At 61.1% G+C, this 17,248-nt stretch carries 18 protein-coding genes; 4 read left to right on the forward strand and 14 right to left on the reverse strand.

What is annotated here, in order from left to right:
* Positions 1–176: 176 nt before the first annotated feature.
* From ACIOVD_RS06390 to ACIOVD_RS06410, 5 genes are all read right to left on the reverse strand, one after another.
* Positions 177–980 carry an OmpA family protein gene (locus tag ACIOVD_RS06390; protein WP_095167679.1) on the reverse strand — a complete coding sequence of 268 codons (804 nt, stop codon included), beginning with the start codon at positions 978–980 and terminating at the stop codon, positions 177–179.
* A complete protein-coding gene (locus ACIOVD_RS06395; RefSeq protein WP_095167678.1) occupies positions 977–1,333 on the reverse strand; it encodes a DUF4398 domain-containing protein in 357 nt (118 codons plus the stop codon). The genes ACIOVD_RS06390 and ACIOVD_RS06395 overlap by 4 nt, the downstream gene beginning before the upstream one ends.
* 9 nt (positions 1,334–1,342) lie before the next feature.
* A complete protein-coding gene (locus ACIOVD_RS06400; protein ID WP_401126696.1) occupies positions 1,343–2,167 on the reverse strand; it encodes a substrate-binding periplasmic protein in 825 nt (274 codons plus the stop codon).
* An 81-nt stretch (positions 2,168–2,248) separates the two neighbouring features.
* Positions 2,249–3,178, reverse strand: coding sequence for an electron transfer flavoprotein subunit alpha/FixB family protein (locus tag ACIOVD_RS06405; RefSeq protein ID WP_401126698.1), 930 nt, complete (start codon positions 3,176–3,178; stop codon positions 2,249–2,251).
* A gap of 2 nt (positions 3,179–3,180) precedes the next feature.
* Positions 3,181–3,930, reverse strand: a complete 750-nt coding sequence (locus ACIOVD_RS06410) for an electron transfer flavoprotein subunit beta/FixA family protein (RefSeq protein ID WP_003226982.1) — start codon at positions 3,928–3,930, stop codon at positions 3,181–3,183.
* A gap of 547 nt (positions 3,931–4,477) precedes the next feature.
* Between ACIOVD_RS06410 and ACIOVD_RS06415 the strand changes: the two genes are divergently transcribed.
* Complete coding sequence (locus ACIOVD_RS06415) at positions 4,478–6,142, forward strand: electron transfer flavoprotein-ubiquinone oxidoreductase (RefSeq protein ID WP_401126700.1); 1,665 nt, start codon at positions 4,478–4,480, stop codon at positions 6,140–6,142.
* A 94-nt stretch (positions 6,143–6,236) separates the two neighbouring features.
* Here the strand turns inward: ACIOVD_RS06415 and ACIOVD_RS06420 are convergent, their stop codons facing one another.
* A complete protein-coding gene (locus tag ACIOVD_RS06420) occupies positions 6,237–7,127 on the reverse strand; it encodes an AraC family transcriptional regulator N-terminal domain-containing protein (RefSeq protein ID WP_401126702.1) in 891 nt (296 codons plus the stop codon).
* A gap of 179 nt (positions 7,128–7,306) precedes the next feature.
* Between ACIOVD_RS06420 and ACIOVD_RS06425 the strand changes: the two genes are divergently transcribed.
* The gene (locus ACIOVD_RS06425) at positions 7,307–8,359 is read left to right on the forward strand and encodes an NAD(P)-dependent alcohol dehydrogenase (protein WP_320333956.1); all 1,053 of its coding nucleotides are present in this window, start codon (positions 7,307–7,309) and stop codon (positions 8,357–8,359) included.
* A gap of 8 nt (positions 8,360–8,367) precedes the next feature.
* On the opposite strand, the gene ACIOVD_RS06430 is transcribed toward ACIOVD_RS06425, so the two are convergent.
* Positions 8,368–8,850: a GNAT family N-acetyltransferase gene (locus ACIOVD_RS06430; RefSeq protein WP_095167667.1), complete on the reverse strand. Its 483-nt coding sequence runs from the start codon at positions 8,848–8,850 to the stop codon at positions 8,368–8,370.
* A 230-nt stretch (positions 8,851–9,080) separates the two neighbouring features.
* Between ACIOVD_RS06430 and ACIOVD_RS06435 the strand changes: the two genes are divergently transcribed.
* Positions 9,081–10,301 (forward strand): MFS transporter, encoded by a 1,221-nt coding sequence (locus ACIOVD_RS06435; protein ID WP_401126705.1) that lies wholly within the window; start codon positions 9,081–9,083, stop codon positions 10,299–10,301.
* 20 nt (positions 10,302–10,321) lie between these two features.
* On the opposite strand, the gene ACIOVD_RS06440 is transcribed toward ACIOVD_RS06435, so the two are convergent.
* The 4 genes from ACIOVD_RS06440 to ACIOVD_RS06455 all read right to left on the reverse strand — a co-directional run bounded on the left by ACIOVD_RS06440 (position 10,322) and on the right by ACIOVD_RS06455 (position 13,319).
* A complete protein-coding gene (locus ACIOVD_RS06440; RefSeq protein WP_401126706.1) occupies positions 10,322–10,882 on the reverse strand; it encodes a DUF1285 domain-containing protein in 561 nt (186 codons plus the stop codon).
* A 17-nt stretch (positions 10,883–10,899) separates the two neighbouring features.
* The gene (locus tag ACIOVD_RS06445) at positions 10,900–11,505 is read right to left on the reverse strand and encodes a DUF4823 domain-containing protein (RefSeq protein WP_095167662.1); all 606 of its coding nucleotides are present in this window, start codon (positions 11,503–11,505) and stop codon (positions 10,900–10,902) included.
* Between the two features lie 67 nt (positions 11,506–11,572).
* Positions 11,573–12,541: a GTP 3',8-cyclase MoaA gene (locus ACIOVD_RS06450; protein ID WP_401126709.1), complete on the reverse strand. Its 969-nt coding sequence runs from the start codon at positions 12,539–12,541 to the stop codon at positions 11,573–11,575.
* A gap of 139 nt (positions 12,542–12,680) precedes the next feature.
* The gene (locus ACIOVD_RS06455; RefSeq protein WP_095167659.1) at positions 12,681–13,319 is read right to left on the reverse strand and encodes a TetR/AcrR family transcriptional regulator; all 639 of its coding nucleotides are present in this window, start codon (positions 13,317–13,319) and stop codon (positions 12,681–12,683) included.
* Positions 13,320–13,399: 80 nt separating this feature from the next.
* Between ACIOVD_RS06455 and ACIOVD_RS06460 the strand changes: the two genes are divergently transcribed.
* Positions 13,400–14,533, forward strand: coding sequence for an aminotransferase class V-fold PLP-dependent enzyme (locus ACIOVD_RS06460; protein ID WP_401126711.1), 1,134 nt, complete (start codon positions 13,400–13,402; stop codon positions 14,531–14,533).
* Positions 14,534–14,770: 237 nt separating this feature from the next.
* On the opposite strand, the gene ACIOVD_RS06465 is transcribed toward ACIOVD_RS06460, so the two are convergent.
* The 3 genes from ACIOVD_RS06465 to tmk are packed head-to-tail and all read right to left on the reverse strand — an operon-like array spanning position 14,771 to position 17,231.
* On the reverse strand, positions 14,771–15,559 hold the full coding sequence (locus ACIOVD_RS06465) for a TatD family hydrolase (protein ID WP_095167655.1): 789 nt from the start codon (positions 15,557–15,559) through the stop codon (positions 14,771–14,773).
* Between the two features lie 60 nt (positions 15,560–15,619).
* Complete coding sequence (locus ACIOVD_RS06470; RefSeq protein WP_095167653.1) at positions 15,620–16,606, reverse strand: DNA polymerase III subunit delta'; 987 nt, start codon at positions 16,604–16,606, stop codon at positions 15,620–15,622.
* A complete protein-coding gene (gene tmk, locus ACIOVD_RS06475; protein WP_401126714.1) occupies positions 16,599–17,231 on the reverse strand; it encodes a dTMP kinase in 633 nt (210 codons plus the stop codon). Before tmk ends, ACIOVD_RS06470 begins: the two co-directional genes overlap by 8 nt.
* Positions 17,232–17,248 lie beyond the last annotated feature (17 nt).

Genomic DNA, 17,248 nt, shown 5'->3' on the forward strand with positions numbered 1-17,248 from the left:
TTTTATTTTTGTAGAGAACTATACCGGCACAGTTTAGAAGTGTACGGGGACAGTTGCCACAATAGTCGACCGTACAGCCCAGTGTCAGTAAAAACTGTACTGTTTTGTGCGCCGATTGGCAGGCCAAAAAAAACCCGGCACCTCTACAGGTGCCGGGCTTTCCAGTAACGCTGACCTTAGCGGGCAGCGCCGAGCTGGCCTTTTTCGTCGGAGAACACAATTTCCACCCGGCGATTCTGCGCCCGGCCCCGCTCGGAAGCGTTGGCCTCTACCGGGTATTCATCGCCATAACCTTCGACTTGAATACGTTTATCGTCAACACCCAGGTCCATCAGCATGTCGGCCACCGCCTGGGCGCGGTCCCGGGACAGTTTGCGGTTTTCCTGTTTGCCGCCCGTGCTGTCGGTGTAACCCTCGATGCGCACGACACGCTTGGGGTTGAGCTGCAGGAACTGGACAATTTTCAGCACCGTGCGATTGGCCGAACTCTTGAGCTCCGCCTCACCAGTGTCGAACAGCACATCGCCAAGGGTCATCACCAGCCCGCGATCGGTCTGGGTAGTTGCCAGGCTGATGATCTGCTCTTCCAGCCATTTGCCCTGCTGCTGCACGCTGAGCAACTTGGCCTCGCGCAATGCCAGTTGCAGGCGTTGGCGCTCCAGCTCGAGCTTGGCTGCGCGCTCTTCGTTGAGCACTTTCTCGCTATGTTGCCGGGCAATCTCACTGTAACGCTGGCTCAGGTAGGAATAGTGCTGCACATCGGCACCGCTGCCCCAATAGCTGGACAGGCGATCGGCCCGGGCCAGGGATTCACCGGCCCGGATCACGTCCTTGGGCGCGATGCGCAATACGTTGGAGTCTTCCTTGACCTTCTGGAAGTCGTTATAGGCTTGTTGCAATGCCACATCGCTGTGCTGGCCCGCACACCCGTACAGGCTGGCCAGCAGCAGGCCGCCGAGGACGCCATTCGCAAGCTTCATTGGGCGTCTCCCAACTGCTTGCGCAAGCGCGCGATGCGGGTGTTGAGAACGTTCAGTTGCTCCTGGCTTTTAAGCGTCAGGACCTTGGCCTCGGCCAGGCGTGCATCCAGTTCGGCCTGCTCGGCCTGCACACGGGCATCCTTGAATGACTGGTCGGCCATATCGGCCTTGGCCTGGGTGTACTTGCCTTCTGCCAGCTTCAGCTCCGGCACTTCCTCGGCGGTGGCCCCCACCGCGGTCGCCTGTTCCAGGGCCTGCCCGGTCAAACGCATTTGTTCATTCGGCGCCGGATCGGCTGCACAACCCGCCAGAGCCGTGACGGCCAGGGCAGCGAAAAGAGGTCGAATAGTCACTAAAAATCCCTACTGTTTTGGGGTGCTGACGGGCTGTTTCAATTGTGCTTTCCAGCGCTCCAGATTGCGCTGTAGCACGGCCTCAGTCAGACCGGACGCGGGCAATTCTGTCATCTTTTTGGCTAACTGTCCGCGCAACCATGGATCGTTGCACGCCGAGTTGTGGGAAATAGCCAGAAACAGCCCGGGTTTATCCACCGGTTGGGCGTAAGCCTGCACGTCGTTGGCGATACTCAGGGTCTGTGTCATGGCCATCCCGGCGTACCGCCCCGCCAACACAAACTCCACTTCGCCCAGCAGCAATTTCTGAAACGCCTGGGTCAGGTTCGGCGTACTGACCAGGGTCAGTTGCGATTGGGCGAACGCTGCGAAATCCTGGGTCAGCCGTGCCTGCTGCGACACCGCGCCTAGATGCCCACTCAGATCCTTGGCCTCGCTGTAGTCCAGCATCGAACCATTACGGGTCCATACCAGGTAGTCATTGCTGGCCAGCGCCGGGTGTATGTAGTCCAGCGCCTCCAACTGCCCGGTCGCCAACGGAGCGTCCGCCAGCATGTCGATGCGCCCGCTGCGCACCTCCTCCAGCGCCTGGGAGCGCTTGCCGGCATAACGCAACTCGACCTTGAGCCCCAACTCCGCTGCCACCTGCTGCAGCAAGTCGGCATTGGCGCCGATCAGGTGCACGGGGTCCTGCGGGTCTTGCCACAGATAGGGCGGTGCATCGGGGCTGCCGGTCACCACCAGGCGTTCGCATTTACCGGCAGCGTTCGATACAAGGGGCAATAGGGTCAGGCCGAGGAACATCGACCAACCGCTCAAGCGACGCAAATCCATGGCGTATGTCTCCACTCTCAACTCGCGGACAAAAAAAAGCCCAGCCAAAAGGCCGGGCTCTTTATAAGTGAAGCCGCTGGATTAGACCAGCTTCTCCAGCTCAGGGATGGCTTCGAACAAGTCCGCCACCAAGCCGTAATCAGCCACCTGGAAGATCGGCGCTTCTTCGTCCTTGTTGATCGCAACGATCACTTTGGAGTCTTTCATGCCGGCCAAGTGCTGGATCGCGCCGGAAATACCGACGGCGATGTACAGCTGTGGAGCAACGATCTTGCCGGTCTGGCCGACCTGCATGTCGTTGGGTACAAAACCTGCGTCAACCGCGGCACGGGAAGCGCCGACAGCAGCGCCCAGCTTATCGGCCAGGGCGTACAGGTGTTTGAAGTTGTCGCCGTTCTGCATGCCGCGACCGCCAGAAACGACGATCTTGGCAGCGGTCAGTTCCGGACGATCGGATTTGGCCAGCTCTTCGCCAACGAAGCTGGAGGTGCCAGCATCGTGAGCAGCAGCAACCGCTTCAACAGCAGCCGAACCACCTTCAGCTGCAACCGGGTCGAAACCGGTGGCACGCACGGTGATCACTTTTACGGCGGCGTTCGATTGCACGGTGGCGATCGCGTTACCGGCGTAGATCGGGCGCTTGAAGGTGTCAGCGCTTTCTACCGAGATGATCTCGGAGATCTGGTCAACGTCCAGCTGCGCGGCAACGCGCGGCAGGATGTTTTTACCGTTGGAAGTGGCGGCAGCCAGGATGTGGCTGTAGCCAGCGCCCAGCTCGGCAACCAATGGCGCTACGTTTTCCGGTAGTTGGTGTGCGTAGGCGGCGTTGTCGGCCACCAGCACTTTTGCCACGCCAGCGATTTTCGCAGCGGCTTCAGCCACCGCGCCAACGTTCTGGCCTGCGACCAGGACGTGGATGTCGCCACCGATCTTCGCAGCGGCAGCCACGGTGTTCAGGGTGGCCGGGGCCACAACCTTGTTGTCGTGTTCAGCGATTACCAAGATAGTCATGATTAGATTACCTTCGCTTCGTTTTTCAGTTTCTCGACCAGTTCAGCCACCGACTTGACCTTGATACCCGCGCTGCGTGCAGCCGGCGCTTCGACTTTCAGGGTCTTGTTGGTGGAGGCAGTGGAAACGCCCAAAGCATCCGGAGTCAGCACTTCAAGCGGCTTCTTCTTGGCTTTCATGATGTTTGGCAGGGACGCATAACGCGGCTCGTTCAAACGCAGGTCGGTGGTGACGATGGCTGGCAGTTTCAGGGAAACTGTCTGCGCGCCGCCGTCGATTTCACGAGTCACGGCAACGCTGTCGCCAGACACTTCGACTTTCGAAGCGAAGGTGCCCTGACCGTAGCCGCTCAATGCAGCGAGCATCTGACCAGTCTGGTTGTTGTCGCTGTCGATCGCTTGTTTGCCGAGGATCACCAGCTGCGGCTGTTCCTTGTCGACAACAGCTTTCAACAACTTGGCAACGGCCAGGGAAGTCAGGTCTTCGGCGGATTCGACGAGGATGGCGCGGTCGGCACCCAGAGCCAGCGCGGTGCGCAGTTGCTCTTGAGCGGTGGACGGGCCGATGGAGACGACGACGATTTCAGTCGCAACACCTTTCTCTTTCAGGCGTACGGCTTCTTCCACTGCGATTTCGCAGAAAGGGTTCATCGACATCTTGACGTTAGCGAGATCGACGCCGGAGTTATCCGCTTTGACGCGGACCTTGACGTTATAGTCGACCACTCGTTTGACAGCTACAAGAACCTTCATGGATTCCTCGTTACTCTCCGGTGAAAAGAAAGTCGCCTAGGCGAACCTGGCGGTTGATGCTCATCGGGCACAAGGGCACCTCTAAAAACGCCGGCCTGTGTATCGGGTAATCCTGCTCAGGAGGCAAATGACCGTTCGTCAGCGGTGACTGACAAGTCATTCGTTTTCACAGCGTGTAGACTTCGCCGCGAACCCACATTGCGCATCACCTTGTACTGCCTTCGCCCTGTCTTTAGAGGTGCTCTTGAAACCAACAGTCAGCCTACGGCGAGCGCAAAACCGCCCGTATCTTGACCGGAACGCCTATTCCGGTCAATACGGCAAAATGGTCAGTTATAAGCCGCGCTTCTTTGATTTATCTGGCTTCCAGCAATTTCAAACAAACGTTTGTATTGGACGCTGAGAGTGGTGTAGATATAATGCGCCACCTAGAGAGAAAGGTGGGCCCTCGATTGTCCTCCTGCCCACAGGGCAGAGCAATTGATCGAGGCTACACCAAACCTCCAATTAGAAAAAAAACTGTTGAGCCTTGAGTAGGAGATAACCTGTGGAACGCGAATACATGGAATTCGACGTGGTCATCGTCGGTGCCGGCCCCGCTGGTCTTTCCGCCGCCTGCCGATTGAAGCAGAAGGCCGCCGAAGCCGGTAAGGAAATTAGCGTCTGCGTGGTCGAAAAAGGCTCCGAAGTCGGTGCGCATATCCTGTCCGGCGCGGTGTTCGAACCTCGAGCCCTGAACGAATTGTTCCCGGACTGGAAAGAGCTCGGCGCCCCGCTCAACACCCCGGTCGTGCGCGATGACATCTATGTGCTGCGCAACCCCGAGGCGTCCGTCAAGGTTCCTGACTTCTTTGTGCCCAAGACCATGCACAACGAAGGCAACTACATCATCTCCCTGGGCAACCTGTGCCGCTGGCTCGCCCAGCAGGCCGAGAACCTGGGCGTGGAAATCTACCCTGGCTTCGCCGCACAGGAAGCCCTGTTCGACGAAAATGGCGTGGTCCGCGGGATCATCACCGGTGACCTGGGCGTCGATCGCGAAGGTAATCCGAAAGAAGGCCTGTACACCCCCGGCATGGAACTGCGCGGCAAGTACACGCTGTTCGCCGAAGGTTGCCGCGGCCACATTGGCAAGCAACTGATCAAGCGCTTCAACCTGGACAGCGATGCCGACGCCCAGCACTACGGCATCGGCCTCAAGGAAATCTGGGAAATCGACCCGGCCAAGCACCAGCCTGGCCTGGTGGTCCACACCGCCGGCTGGCCGCTGGATATCATGGGCACCGAGAACACCGGCGGCTCGTTCCTCTATCACCTGGAAAACAACCAGGTGGTCGTGGGCCTGATCGTCGACCTGTCCTACAGCAACACCTACCTGTCGCCATTCGACGAGTTCCAGCGCCTCAAGCATCACCCGGTGCTCAAGCAATACCTGGAAGGCGGCAAGCGCATCAGCTACGGCGCCCGGGCAATCTGCAAAGGCGGCCTGAACTCGTTGCCGAAAATGGTCTTCAAGGGCGGCGCGCTGATCGGTTGCGACCTGGGCACCCTGAACTTCGCCAAGATCAAAGGCAGCCATACGGCGATGAAGTCCGGCATGCTCGCGGCTGAAGCGGTGGCTGATCGCCTGTTCGCCGAATCCGAAGGCGGCGACGAACTGACGGCCTATGTCGACAGCTTCAAGAAAAGCTGGCTGTACGAAGAACTGTTCGCCAGCCGCAACTTCGGTCCAGCGATCCACAAGTTCGGCGCGATCGTCGGCGGTGGGGTCAACTGGCTCGACCAGAACATCTTCGGCGGCAAGCTGCCGTTCACCCTGCACGACACCAAGCCAGACTACGCGTGCCTGAAGCTGGCGGCCGACTGCAAGAAGATCGACTACCCGAAACCCGACGGCAAACTCAGCTTCGACAAGCTCAGCTCGGTGTTCATCTCCGGCACCAACCACGAAGAAGAGCAGCCGTGCCACCTCAAGCTGGCCGACGCGAGCATCCCGATCAGCAAGAACCTGCCGCTCTACGACGAGCCTGCGCAGCGCTACTGCCCGGCCGGTGTGTATGAAGTGATCACCAAGGAAGACGGCGAGAAACGCTTCCAGATCAACGCCCAGAACTGCGTGCACTGCAAGACCTGTGACATCAAGGACCCTGCGCAGAACATCACCTGGGTGACGCCGGAAGGCGCGGGCGGACCGACTTACCCGAACATGTAAGCCGTATGCCTGAACATCAAGGCTCCCGAATGGGGGCCTTTTTGTTGCCTGCAATAAAGCTCTGGTAGCAGCTGCCGAGCAGCGCACGGCTGGGTCAAGCGGCGCGCTCGTCTCCCGGGTTGCGCTCGAAGTAGCGCTTGTACTCGCGACTGAACTGCGACGTGCTCTGATAACCGACCCGGTGCGCCACCTGCGCCACGCCCAGGCCCTCGGCCACCAGCAAAGTCTGAGCCTTGAGCAGGCGCAGGCGCTTCAAGTACTGCACCGGCGACAACAAAGTACTGCGCTTGAAGTGTTCATGAAAAGTCGAGGCGCTCATGTTGGCGTAGCTGGCCAGGGTCTCGACGTTCAACGGCTCGTTGTAGTGCGCATGCAGATGGCTGATCGACGCCGCGACGCGGGCGAACTGGCCCTGCTGCTCCACCAGCGCCCGCAGCACATCGGCCTGGGGCCCGCGCAGGGCGGTGAACAACAATTCACGCAGGCGCGCCGGCCCCATGATCCGAGCTTCCAGCGGATCGTGCAGGCACGACAACAACCGCTCGACACAACCGCGCATGCCGTCATCGAGCACCACCGAGGTCATCGACTCGGGTGTCTGTGCGGCACCGGGCCGCCCTGGCGCCAGCCCCATGGCCAGCACCAACTCCCCCAGCAGCACCCGGTCAATCGCCACCGAGACCCCCAGCAAGGGGGCATTGGGCAAGGCATAGGTTTCGCATTCGAAGGGCACCGGCAATGCCTGGATCAGGTAATGCCCGGCCCCATACTCCATGGTCCGCGGCCCCAGGTACGCCAGTTTGCTGCCCTGGGCGATGATCATCAGGCTCGGCTCATAGATATGAGGGCCGCGGGCAACGTCGCAACTGGCGCGCAGCACCTGCACGCCGGGCAACGCGGTCGGGGTGAAGCCATCACCGGTGGCCAGCGGCTCGATCAGCGCCACCAGGCTGGCATTGGCGTCGAGATGACGGGTCAGCAACATAGGAAAAACTTCGCAAAAATGGGATGAAAGCATCATCGCAGGTCTGCTCGCCAATGCGAGCCTTGGCAGGCCGATGCCGGAGGATTAGGCATGACACCCGGAGGAATCGCCATGGCCGTTGACCGCCTTGGCGCCCAGAATGCGCCGCCTCTCCTGTCACTGTATTTGCGAGGTTCATCATGTACACCGCCATCGGTTACGCCGCCCAGTCGGCCACCACTCCCCTCGCCCCCGTGCAATTCCAACGTCGTAGCCCACGAGCTGACGACGTCGCAATCGAGATCCTCTACTGCGGCGTCTGCCACTCCGACATCCACCAGGCACGCAACGAATGGGGGATTGCCGTTTACCCGCTGATGCCGGGCCACGAAATCGTCGGCAGGGTCACAGCCATCGGCGCCGACGTCAGCCAACATAAAGTCGGCGACCTGGTCGGCGTCGGCTGCATGGTCGACTCGTGCCGCCACTGCGAAGCCTGCCAGGCTGACCTGGAGCAGTACTGCCTCGAAGGCCCGACTATGACCTACGCCACCCCGGACCGGGTCGACGGCAGCAACACCATGGGCGGCTACTCCGACAGCATCGTGGTCAATCAACACTTTGTGGTGCGCATCCCGCCGCAACTGGACGCAGCCAGCGCCGCACCGATCCTCTGCGCCGGTATCACCACCTATTCGCCGCTCAAGCACTACGGCGTGAAGGCTGGCGACAAGGTCGGCATTCTCGGCATGGGAGGCCTGGGCCACATGGGGATCAAGTTCGCCAAGGCCATGGGCGCCGAAGTGACGCTGTTCACTCGCTCGGCGAGCAAGGCTGAAGAAGGGCGTCGCCAGGGGGCCGACCACGTGATCGTCAGCACCGATGCCGCGCAGATGGCTGCGGCGGCCGGACAGTTCGATTTCCTGCTCGACACCATCCCGGTGCAGCACGACCTCAACCCCTACCTCGACACCCTGCGGTTTGACGGTGTGCACATCCTGGTGGGCTTGATTGAACCCGTCGATCCACCGGTCCACGCCGGCAAACTGGTGATGAGCCGCCGGGTCCTCGCTGGCTCGCTGATTGGTGGCATTGCCGAAACCCAGGAAGTGCTGGATTTCTGCGCCGCACACGGGATCACCTGTGACATCGAAATGCTCGATATCCGCCAGATCAACGAGGCTTATGCGCGCATGATCGCCGGTGATGTGAAGTATCGCTTTGTCATCGACATGGCGACCCTCAAGGCCTGAGCAAAGCTTCAGCGCCCCTCGGCGAAATCACGCAGGACATTGCCGTCCATGCGATAGCGCACCCACTCTTCCTGGGGCTGGGCGCCGAGGGATTTGTAGAACTCGATGGCTGGGGTGTTCCACTCCAGCACACTCCATTCAAAACGCCCGCAGTCGTTGGCGCAAGCAATCTTCGCCAGGTGGCGCAGCAAGTACTTGCCTGCGCCACCGCCGCGCTGCTCGGGCGTGATGTACAGGTCTTCAAGGTACAGGCAGTTACTGCCCAACCAGGTCGAATAGCTGAAGAAAAACACCGCAAACCCGATCGGCAGGCCATCGCGCAGACAGATCAGGCCGTGAGCGGTGGCACCTTCACTGAACAGGCTGCGTTCGATGTCGGCGACACTGGCGATGACTTCATGGCGGGCGCGCTCGTAATCCGCCAGCTCGGTGATGAAGGCGAGAATTTGCGGGGCATCGCTGGGTGTGGCCGGGCGGATCTCGATCGACATGGACGTCCCTTGAGAACGAATGAAAACGCCATACTATGTCGCCGATCGACGTTCGTCACATGGCACTGTCAAATTTTCTCCAGGCAACGCTGGTGCTGATCAAAGGACTCGCGCTGCCTAGGGGTTACTCCGCCATTCGCTAACCCTGAAACCGCCAACCACAGAACAAACACTCGGGCTGGCCGTGGTAGATAAGGGTTCGACAAACCTACCGGTCACGAGATATCGCCATGCCCCGTCGCCCTACTCCGGACTCCGCCGTTGCGGGAAAACTGTTTGGCCTGTTCTGCCTCGCCAGCTACCTGCTGTCGTTGTCCTACGGCTCGACCTTTTTACTGTCCCTGCTGATCAGCTCACGGGGCGGTAACGAGCACGATGCCGGCAGCGTGATTTCCGCGGCGATGCTCAGCACCTTCGCCGCGGTGCTGGTTTCCGGGCATTTGTCGGACCTGTTCGGTGCCGCGCGCTCGATTGCCCTGTTCGGCGGCCTGCTGGTGCTGGCCAGCCTGGGGTTTGCCTTGACGCCGGGCTTTGGCAGCGCCTTGCTGTTTTTTGGCCTGACCCTGGGCCTGGGCTGGGGCGTGTTCTACACCCTGGGGCCGATCATCGTGGCCATGCTGGTGCCCGCAGCACAACGGACCAGGTATTTCGCCCTGCTGTCGGGCAGCATGATGACCGGCATCGGGTCCGGGCCCTTGCTGGGGCGCGCCGCCAGCGCCCTGGGTTATCCACTGAGCAGCGCGTTTTTCCTCGCCGCCCTCGCCAGCCTGATCGGTGCGCTGCTGTTCTGGCGCCTGGGTGCGGTGCTTTCGCAACGACCCAATCAGCTGGGCAATGCCGCGCTTTCGCGCATTTCCTGGGCAGCGACGGTTCGGGTGATGTCCTCCAGGGCGCTGTTCCCGATCATCATGGTGGGTCTGGGTGGTTGTGTCTTCGGCGGGCTGTCGAGCTTTCAGACCAGCTACGCCGCCGCGCGTGCGCTGGATTACTCGCTGTTCTTTCTCGGGTTCATGAGCGCGGCGATTACCAGCCGCATGCTGATTGCCAGCTTCGTGGTCAAGCGCGACCCTTACTGGGCATCCTGCCTGCTGTCAGGATTGATGGTGGTGTCGGTGCTGATGTTCGGCTTCGTCGTCGACGATGCCTTCAGCTACCTGCTGGCAGCCGTGGTGCTGGGCATCGGCTACGGCCTGACCTACTCGGTGATCAATGGCCTGGCCGCCAACGAAGCGCCGCCCGGCAGCACCCCTCAAGCCCTGCTGCTGTTCAGCCTGGGCTATTTTGTCGGGGTATTCGGCTTTCCCTGGCTGGCGGGCAGGATCATCGTCGAGCAAGGGCTGCCGGCGATGCTGCTGGTGGTGCTGGGCGTGGCGCTGTTGAACTGGTTGATCACCGTCGGGCGGTTGTTGTGGCGCTGGCTGGTCGTGAGCAAGGCATTGCAGGAGGCGTAGGGTGCTCGTGTCAGTCACGCTCAGGGTTCGAGCCCGATGGGGAAAAACTCGCCACCGCTGTAAACCCCCAGCCAGCGCTGGCCGTCGAGTTCGCGGGTGACCGCGAGCTCGACCAGTTGGTAGAACACGTTGCGATGGATCAAGGCTTCGAGGTTGCTGCGTACGTGCACATAAGGGGCTGGTTCCTGGGTCTGCGGGTCGATGACCACTCGCAGAGGGTGCTCTGGCCCGGCGTCGGTGACTTCCTCGACGTTGGTGGTGAAACGCAAAACCTGGGCCTCGCCCTCGCCTTGCACCTCCAGGGTCACGGCCACGAAAGGCGCGTCATCCACTTTGATCCCGACCTTCTCCACTGGGGTGATCAGGAAATAATCGTCACCGTCGCGGCGCATGATGGTGGAGAACAGCTTGACCATCGGCTTGCGCCCGATGGGCGTGCCCAGGTAGTACCAGGTGCCGTCGCGGGCGATGCGCATGTCGATGTCGCCACAGAAGTCGGGGTTCCACAGATGAACCGGCGGCAAGCCTTTGGACTTGGGGATTTGCCCCAGCAGATCGTTAGCTTTTTGCGCACCACTCATGTTGTTCTCCCGTTGAACTACTGATCGCCCAGGCCCAGCAGGCTACGCGCATATTGCGCCAGCGGCGGGCCCAGCAGATCTTCTGGCCTGGTGTCGTGGAACGTCAGTAAACCGCCACGACTCTTGATCCGTGCAGTATCAATCAAATACTGGGTGCTGGTCTCGATCAACATCAGTTGAATCACCCCTTTGTCGATACCCAGGCGATCCACCGCCTCTTGATCGAGCCATTCATCCGAGTTGCCGATGCGGTCGTCGGCGCTGGCAAAGCGAGTGTAGAGCAGGTAATGGGCGCCGGCAGCCCGTGCCTCGCCCATGGCGGCATCCAGGCCCTCGGGCGCGCGGGCGCGACGGACCATCGGAAAATACTCGATAAAGCCGTTGAAAGCCTGTTCGGCAACCACGTTGGGGCGTGGCTCGGCACTGCCAGGCGGAGCAAACGGGCCCTGGGCAATGTAGATGAACGAGTCTGGCTGAATACGCAGGTTGTTCACCCGACGGCTGTCGCTGTGATCGAGAAAACCGGCGTCGCTCATCTGATCGCGAACCCCTTCGCCCATGTCGCTGACAGTCATGCAGCCGCCAAGCGTGACAACCGCCAGCAGCAAAACCAGGCTACGCATCCTTACCCTCCAGAAGCCGGTGACGGAAAACCGGCGAATCCGGGCAAGATGCAGCTTCCGCGCCAGCTCAGCCGCCGATGATTTTCATCACGGTCGCGCCACCGGAAAATGCCACTTCCTGCTTGTCCCCCAGGGCCTTCACCAACAGCCGCTGCAACGCCGGCAAGGCCTGGTGACGGGGCTTGTCCAGCAGGTCGCCGACATAATGCCGATTGCTCGATGACAGGCAGCCATGCAACCAGCCCGTGGACGACAGGCGCAGGCGCGAGCAGGTCCGGCAGAACGGCACGCTTTCATTGGCGATCACGCCAAAATGGCCGAGCCCGGGGATTTCATAGCGCACCGCCGTGGCATCCACCGGCGCATCGGCTTGCAGGTATTCGTATTGCTCGCCAATCAGGCTGAGCAACTGCTGGAGGCTGACGAACTGCTGCAGGAAGGCATTCGAGTCGGAGGCCAGGTGGCCCATGCGCATCAATTCGATAAAACGCAGTTCATAGCCGCGCTCCAGGCAGTATTCGAGCAAGGGCATCACCTGGTCCAGGTTCTGCCCGCGCAGCGGTACCATGTTGACCTTGATCTTGATGCCCGCGGCGCGGGCCTGCTGCATGCCATCGAGCACCGTCGGCAGATCGCCACCGCGAGCGATGCCGCGAAAGGCCGCCGGGTCGAGGGTATCGAGGGAAACGTTGATCCGCCGAATACCGGCATCCACCAGCAACTGCAGCTTTTTGCCCAGCAACTGGCCATTGGTGGTCAGGCTGATCTCATCCAGGCCCATCTGCCCGACCGCTCGCATGAAGGTTTCCAGCTTCGGGCTCACCAGCGGCTCACCGCCGGTAATGCGCAGCCGCTCGATGCCAGCCGCCTCGATCAGGTACGCAACCCCGCGCGCCATGGCTTCGGCCGACAGCTCGTCCTGCGCAGCCACCAGCCGCTTGCCGTTAGGCACGCAGTAGGTACAGGCATAGTTGCAGGCGGAGGTCAGGCTGACGCGCAAATTGCGGAAGCGCCTGCCTTGTCGGTCAACGATCATGGATTACTCCGGCGGAAGTCGGTGCGGAAAAGCTAAAACTTGACTCACAAATCAAGTTTTAGCAATACCTAAGCCTGAGTATATTCCTGGGGCACTGCGCCATACAGGGAAACATGGCGCAATAAGGCTGCTGAATGAATCAGCTGCCTGGGGTGTCGGTATCGCGCTTGCGCTTGTTGCCCATGCGCACGCCGATATCCATCAGGAACTGGAAGAAACCTTCCTGGTCTTCCAGCACATTGCTCCAGAACGGCGAGTGATACAGCGCCACCGCGCCGTGCACCAGCGCCCAGGATGCGCAGTAGTGGAAATACGGCGGCACGTCTTCCAGCTTGCCTTCGCTGATCCGGCCCTTGATCAACAGGGTCAGGCGCTCGAAGTTGGAGGCGCGGATCTTGTGCAACTCCTCGACCATCTCTGGCACCTGGTTGCCCTTGACCACTTTCTCTTCCAGGCGATCGAACAACCGGTAGCGTTGTGGGTCGCGCATGCGGAATTCGAAGTAGGCCCGGGACAGGGCTTCCTTATCCTTGTCGACATCGGCAGAGTGCAGCAGCTCGTTCAGGTCACGCTCGTAATCGAGCATCAGGCGCAGATAGATCTCCGCCTTGGACTTGAAGTGCTTATAGATGGTGCCTTTGCCGATACCCACGGCATCAGCGATCATCTCGACGGTGACACTGTCTTCACCTTGTTCGAGGAACAGCTTGAGCGCGGTGTCGAGAATTTCTTGCTCGCGGCGACGAAACTCACGGACCTTACGAGGTTCTTTGTGCATAAGAAAAAGGTCTGTAGGGGTCAAAATTCGAAGCCGCGTATTATGCCTAACTTGCGCCAAATTGCACGGATCATCCGACCATGACTACGTTTCTTGATGAATTTGTACAGGCTCCAGGCCTTCGCTATTTGAATCATGCGGCCGTCGCGCCCTGGCCAAATCGGGCGGCCAGCGCCGTGGCGCGCTTCGCCCAAGAGAACGTTTTGCTGGGCGCGCGGGACTATTCGGACTGGATGTCACTGGAGCAGCGCCTGCGTGAACGCCTGATGCGCCTGCTAAACGCACCGTCGACGGACGACATCGCGCTGGTCAAGAATACTTCTGAAGCGCTGTCTTTTGTCGCCTTCGGACTGCCCTGGCAGAGCGGTGACCAGATCGTCATCAGCGATGAGGAGTTCCCATCCAACCGCATCGTCTGGGAAGCCCTGGCCGCGCAAGGCGTCGAAGTGATCCAGGCCAGCCTCAAGGGCGACGACCCGGAAGGCGCGCTGCTGGCTGCCTGCGGCCCCCGCACGCGCTTGATGTCGGTCAGCGCCATACAATTTGCCAGCGGCCTGCGCCTGGACCTGCAGCGCCTCGGAGCCGGCTGCAAACAGCAAAACGTGCTGTTTTGCATCGACGCCATCCAGCAACTCGGCGCCCTGCCCTTCGACGTCCAGAGCTATCAATGCGACTTTGCCATGGCCGATGGCCACAAATGGTTGCTGGGCCCGGAAGGCCTGGGGGTGTTCTACGTGCGCAGCGAACTGCGCGAACAACTCAAGCTGCACGAATTCGGCTGGCACATGCTTGAACACATGGGCGACTACACACGCACCACCTGGGAGCCGGCCAAGAGTGCCCGGCGTTTTGAGTGCGGCAGCCCGAACATGCTCGGCGCGATGGCCCTGGAGGCCAGCCTGTCGTTACTGGAAGAAGTCGGCATGCAGACCGTGGCCACACTCATCGCCGAACGCGTGCAGTGGCTGCAGGACGGTTTGGGCGCAATCGCCGGGATCACCCTGCACAGCCCGCTCAATCCGGCTCGGCGCGGGGGGATTTTTTCCTTCAGCATCGACGGCATCGATAACCAGGTCGTGTACGAGACTCTCAAGGCTCAGCAGGTGGTGTGTATTCCGCGCGGCCCGGGCGTGCGGTTTTCCCCGCACTTCTATACCGAAAAACGCGTGATCGACGAAACTATCGCCATCGTCGCAGCCATCGCCCAGCAGTGAGAACTCAAGCGAAGCGCCGGTATTCCAAATATGTTTAAGAAACCCGGGGAGCAAACTGGACTCGGCGCAATACTGATCAATACTTGAAATGTCGGCGCGTCATCTCCCCCAAGTGGCGCGTGGATATAGGTACCAACGGACCGCGTACCTTTGTTTTACTCCTAATGGTCTTAACCCGGATTCACCCCCCAGAACCCGGGTTTTTTTTGCCTGCGATTTGCCTCCCCAGGCCGTCGCTCAAACCGATTTAACGTGGGCCAAGGGGAACAGTCGCTTGAAGTTTTCGGTGGTCTGCTCGGCAAACCGCTCGTAGGACTCACCGCGGAGCATCGCCAGGAACTCCGCCACTTCGCGTACGTATTGCGGCAGGTTAGGTTTGCCGCGGTAGGGAATCGGCGCCAGGTAGGGGGAATCGGTCTCCACCAGCAGGCGATCGGCCGGCACCTTGCTCGCGACATCACGCAAGGCATCGGCATTGCGGAAGGTGACGATGCCGGACAACGAGATGTAGAAGCCCAGGTCAAGCGCCGCCTTGGCCATGTCCCAGTCTTCGGTGAAGCAATGCAGCACACCCGCCTGGGGCAAGGCTGCCTCGCGCAGCAATGCCAGGGTATCGGCACGTGCGCCACGGGTGTGGACGATCACCGGCTTGCCCGTTTGCTGGGCGGCTTGCAGGTGAAGGCGGAAGGATTGCTGCTGCAGCTCGGCCGCCTCTGGCTCGTAATGGTAGTCAAGGCCCGTCTCGCCAATGGCCACCACGCGCGGATGATTGAGCTCGTGCAACAGCCAGTCCAACGCAGGTGCCGCGCCCGGCTGGACGTCCAGCGGATGCACGCCCACCGAGCAGTCGACGTCGTCGTAGCGCTCGGCAAGCGCCTTGACGTCGGCCGCGTTGTCGACACTGACGCCGATACACAGGAAATGCCCAACCCCGCGCTGGCGCGCCGCCTCAAGGGCAGCGTCCAGGGAGCCGTCGTGGGCGGCGAGGTCGAGACGGTCGAGATGGCAATGGGAATCTACAAGCATAGTGAGGTTGCAACTAAATCGTATGGGTGGGGCGCCCGGACACAGTCCGGGCAGCGCGGATTAACGTTGAGCCGGCAACCCTGTCCACTGCACCAGCAGGGCCTCGAGCAGCAGCACACGGTTGAGGTTAGCCTTGCTCAGGACCTTCTGCCGCTGGGCCAGGATCCAGTCCTGGATGTTCAGCACCTTGTCCTGGGAAGACTTCTGTGCCAGGTACTGCACCACCTTGCGCATATCCACCAGGCCGAGGCCGGCTTCATCCTGGGTCAGTTGATAACGCAGGATCAGGCTCGACCAGTCGCAGAACCAGTCGAACAACAACAGCAGCGGGATCGCATTCCAGCCTTCGGCCAGTTGGGTGGGCGACTGCTGTTGCTTGAGTAGTTTCTTCACCCCGTCGACCACCAACGCCCGCTGTTCGCGTACGCCCTGGGCCTGCAGGGTGACCGCTGCCAGGGGCGAGCCGGCTGCCAGGGTCAGCAACTCGACCCGCTCCTCTTGCGTGCAATCAGGCAAGGCCTGGGCCAGCCATGCCAGGCTCATGGCCTCGCTGGGCAGCGGACAGGCTTGCTGTACACAGCGACTCTTGATGGTCGGCAACAGGCGACTGGTCTGGTGGCTGACCAGCAACAGCACGGTGTCACCAGACGGTTCTTCGAGGCTTTTGAGCAAGGCGTTGGCGGCGTTGATGTTCATCGACTCCACCGGCTCGATCAACACCACCTTGCGCCCGCCCAACTGCGCGGTCTGGACCACGAAACTGACCAACTCACGGACCTGGTCGACCTTGATCGCCTTGTCCGCCTCCTCCGGCTCGAGAATGTAGTTGTCCGGATGGCTGCCGGCCTTGAGCAGCAGGCAGGATTTGCATTGCCCACAAGCATCCAGGCCGTCTGGCCGCTGGCACAGCAGGCGCGCCATCAGACGCTCGGCCAGGGCGCGCTTGCCAATCCCCTTGGGGCCATGGAGCAGGTAGGCGTGGGCGTGCTGCCCGCGGCCGGCCAGTTGCTGCCAGAGGCTGTCCTGCCACGGATAGGCTTCAGCCACGGTGACGCTCCAGCAACTGTGGCAGCAAGCCGTCCAGCGCCTGCTGCACCTGCGCCAATGGCTGGGCGGCATCGACCAACAGGTAACGCTGCGGATCTGCCGCGGCACGCTGGAGGAATGCCGCGCGCACGGCCTCGAAGAACACCCGGCCTTCCAGCTCGAACCGATCCAGTCGGCCACGGGCACTGGCGCGGGCCATGCCGATCTCGATCGGCAAATCGAACACCAGGGTCAGGTCCGGGCGCAAATCGCCCTGGACGAAGGTCTCCAACGCCGCGATGCGCTCCAGCGACAACCCGCGGCCGGCGCCCTGATAGGCGTAGGTCGAATCGGTAAACCGGTCACAGAGCACCACCGCGCCGCGCGCCAGCGCCGGGCGGATGACCTCGGCCAGGTGCTGGGCGCGCGCGGCGAACACCAGCAACAGCTCGGTGTCGGCATGCATGACTTCATCGACCGGCGCCAGCAGCACTTCGCGGATGCACTCGGCCAAGGGGGTACCGCCGGGCTCGCGTGTCAGCACCACTTCGATACCGGCGTCGCGCAGGCGTTCGGCAAGGTATTCGCGATTGGTGCTTTTGCCGGCGCCTTCGGGGCCTTCCAGGGTAATAAACAAGCCAGTCACAGGCAGTCCTTAATCAG

Origin of the sequence: Pseudomonas sp. NPDC087626 (assembly GCF_044743405.1) — a bacterium.
Lineage (GTDB): Bacteria > Pseudomonadota > Gammaproteobacteria > Pseudomonadales > Pseudomonadaceae > Aquipseudomonas.

Bases quoted from the DNA above. Each gene is read 5' to 3' on its own strand.
- ACIOVD_RS06390 (WP_095167679.1), bottom strand. From the start codon at position 980: ATGAAGCTTGCGAATGGCGTCCTCGGCGGCCTGCTGCTGGCCAGCCTG.
- ACIOVD_RS06420 (WP_401126702.1), bottom strand. From the start codon at position 7,127: ATGTTGCTGACCCGTCATCTCGACGCCAATGCCAGCCTGGTGGCGCTG.
- ACIOVD_RS06450 (WP_401126709.1), bottom strand. From the start codon at position 12,541: ATGATCGTTGACCGACAAGGCAGGCGCTTCCGCAATTTGCGCGTCAGC.
- ACIOVD_RS06445 (WP_095167662.1), bottom strand. From the start codon at position 11,505: ATGCGTAGCCTGGTTTTGCTGCTGGCGGTTGTCACGCTTGGCGGCTGC.
- ACIOVD_RS06400 (WP_401126696.1), bottom strand. From the start codon at position 2,167: ATGGATTTGCGTCGCTTGAGCGGTTGGTCGATGTTCCTCGGCCTGACC.
- ACIOVD_RS06430 (WP_095167667.1), bottom strand. From the start codon at position 8,850: ATGTCGATCGAGATCCGCCCGGCCACACCCAGCGATGCCCCGCAAATT.
- ACIOVD_RS06465 (WP_095167655.1), bottom strand. From the start codon at position 15,559: ATGCTTGTAGATTCCCATTGCCATCTCGACCGTCTCGACCTCGCCGCC.
- ACIOVD_RS06405 (WP_401126698.1), bottom strand. From the start codon at position 3,178: ATGACTATCTTGGTAATCGCTGAACACGACAACAAGGTTGTGGCCCCG.
- ACIOVD_RS06425 (WP_320333956.1), top strand. From the start codon at position 7,307: ATGTACACCGCCATCGGTTACGCCGCCCAGTCGGCCACCACTCCCCTC.
- ACIOVD_RS06455 (WP_095167659.1), bottom strand. From the start codon at position 13,319: ATGCACAAAGAACCTCGTAAGGTCCGTGAGTTTCGTCGCCGCGAGCAA.
- ACIOVD_RS06460 (WP_401126711.1), top strand. From the start codon at position 13,400: ATGACTACGTTTCTTGATGAATTTGTACAGGCTCCAGGCCTTCGCTAT.
- ACIOVD_RS06410 (WP_003226982.1), bottom strand. From the start codon at position 3,930: ATGAAGGTTCTTGTAGCTGTCAAACGAGTGGTCGACTATAACGTCAAG.
- ACIOVD_RS06435 (WP_401126705.1), top strand. From the start codon at position 9,081: ATGCCCCGTCGCCCTACTCCGGACTCCGCCGTTGCGGGAAAACTGTTT.
- ACIOVD_RS06440 (WP_401126706.1), bottom strand. From the start codon at position 10,882: ATGAGTGGTGCGCAAAAAGCTAACGATCTGCTGGGGCAAATCCCCAAG.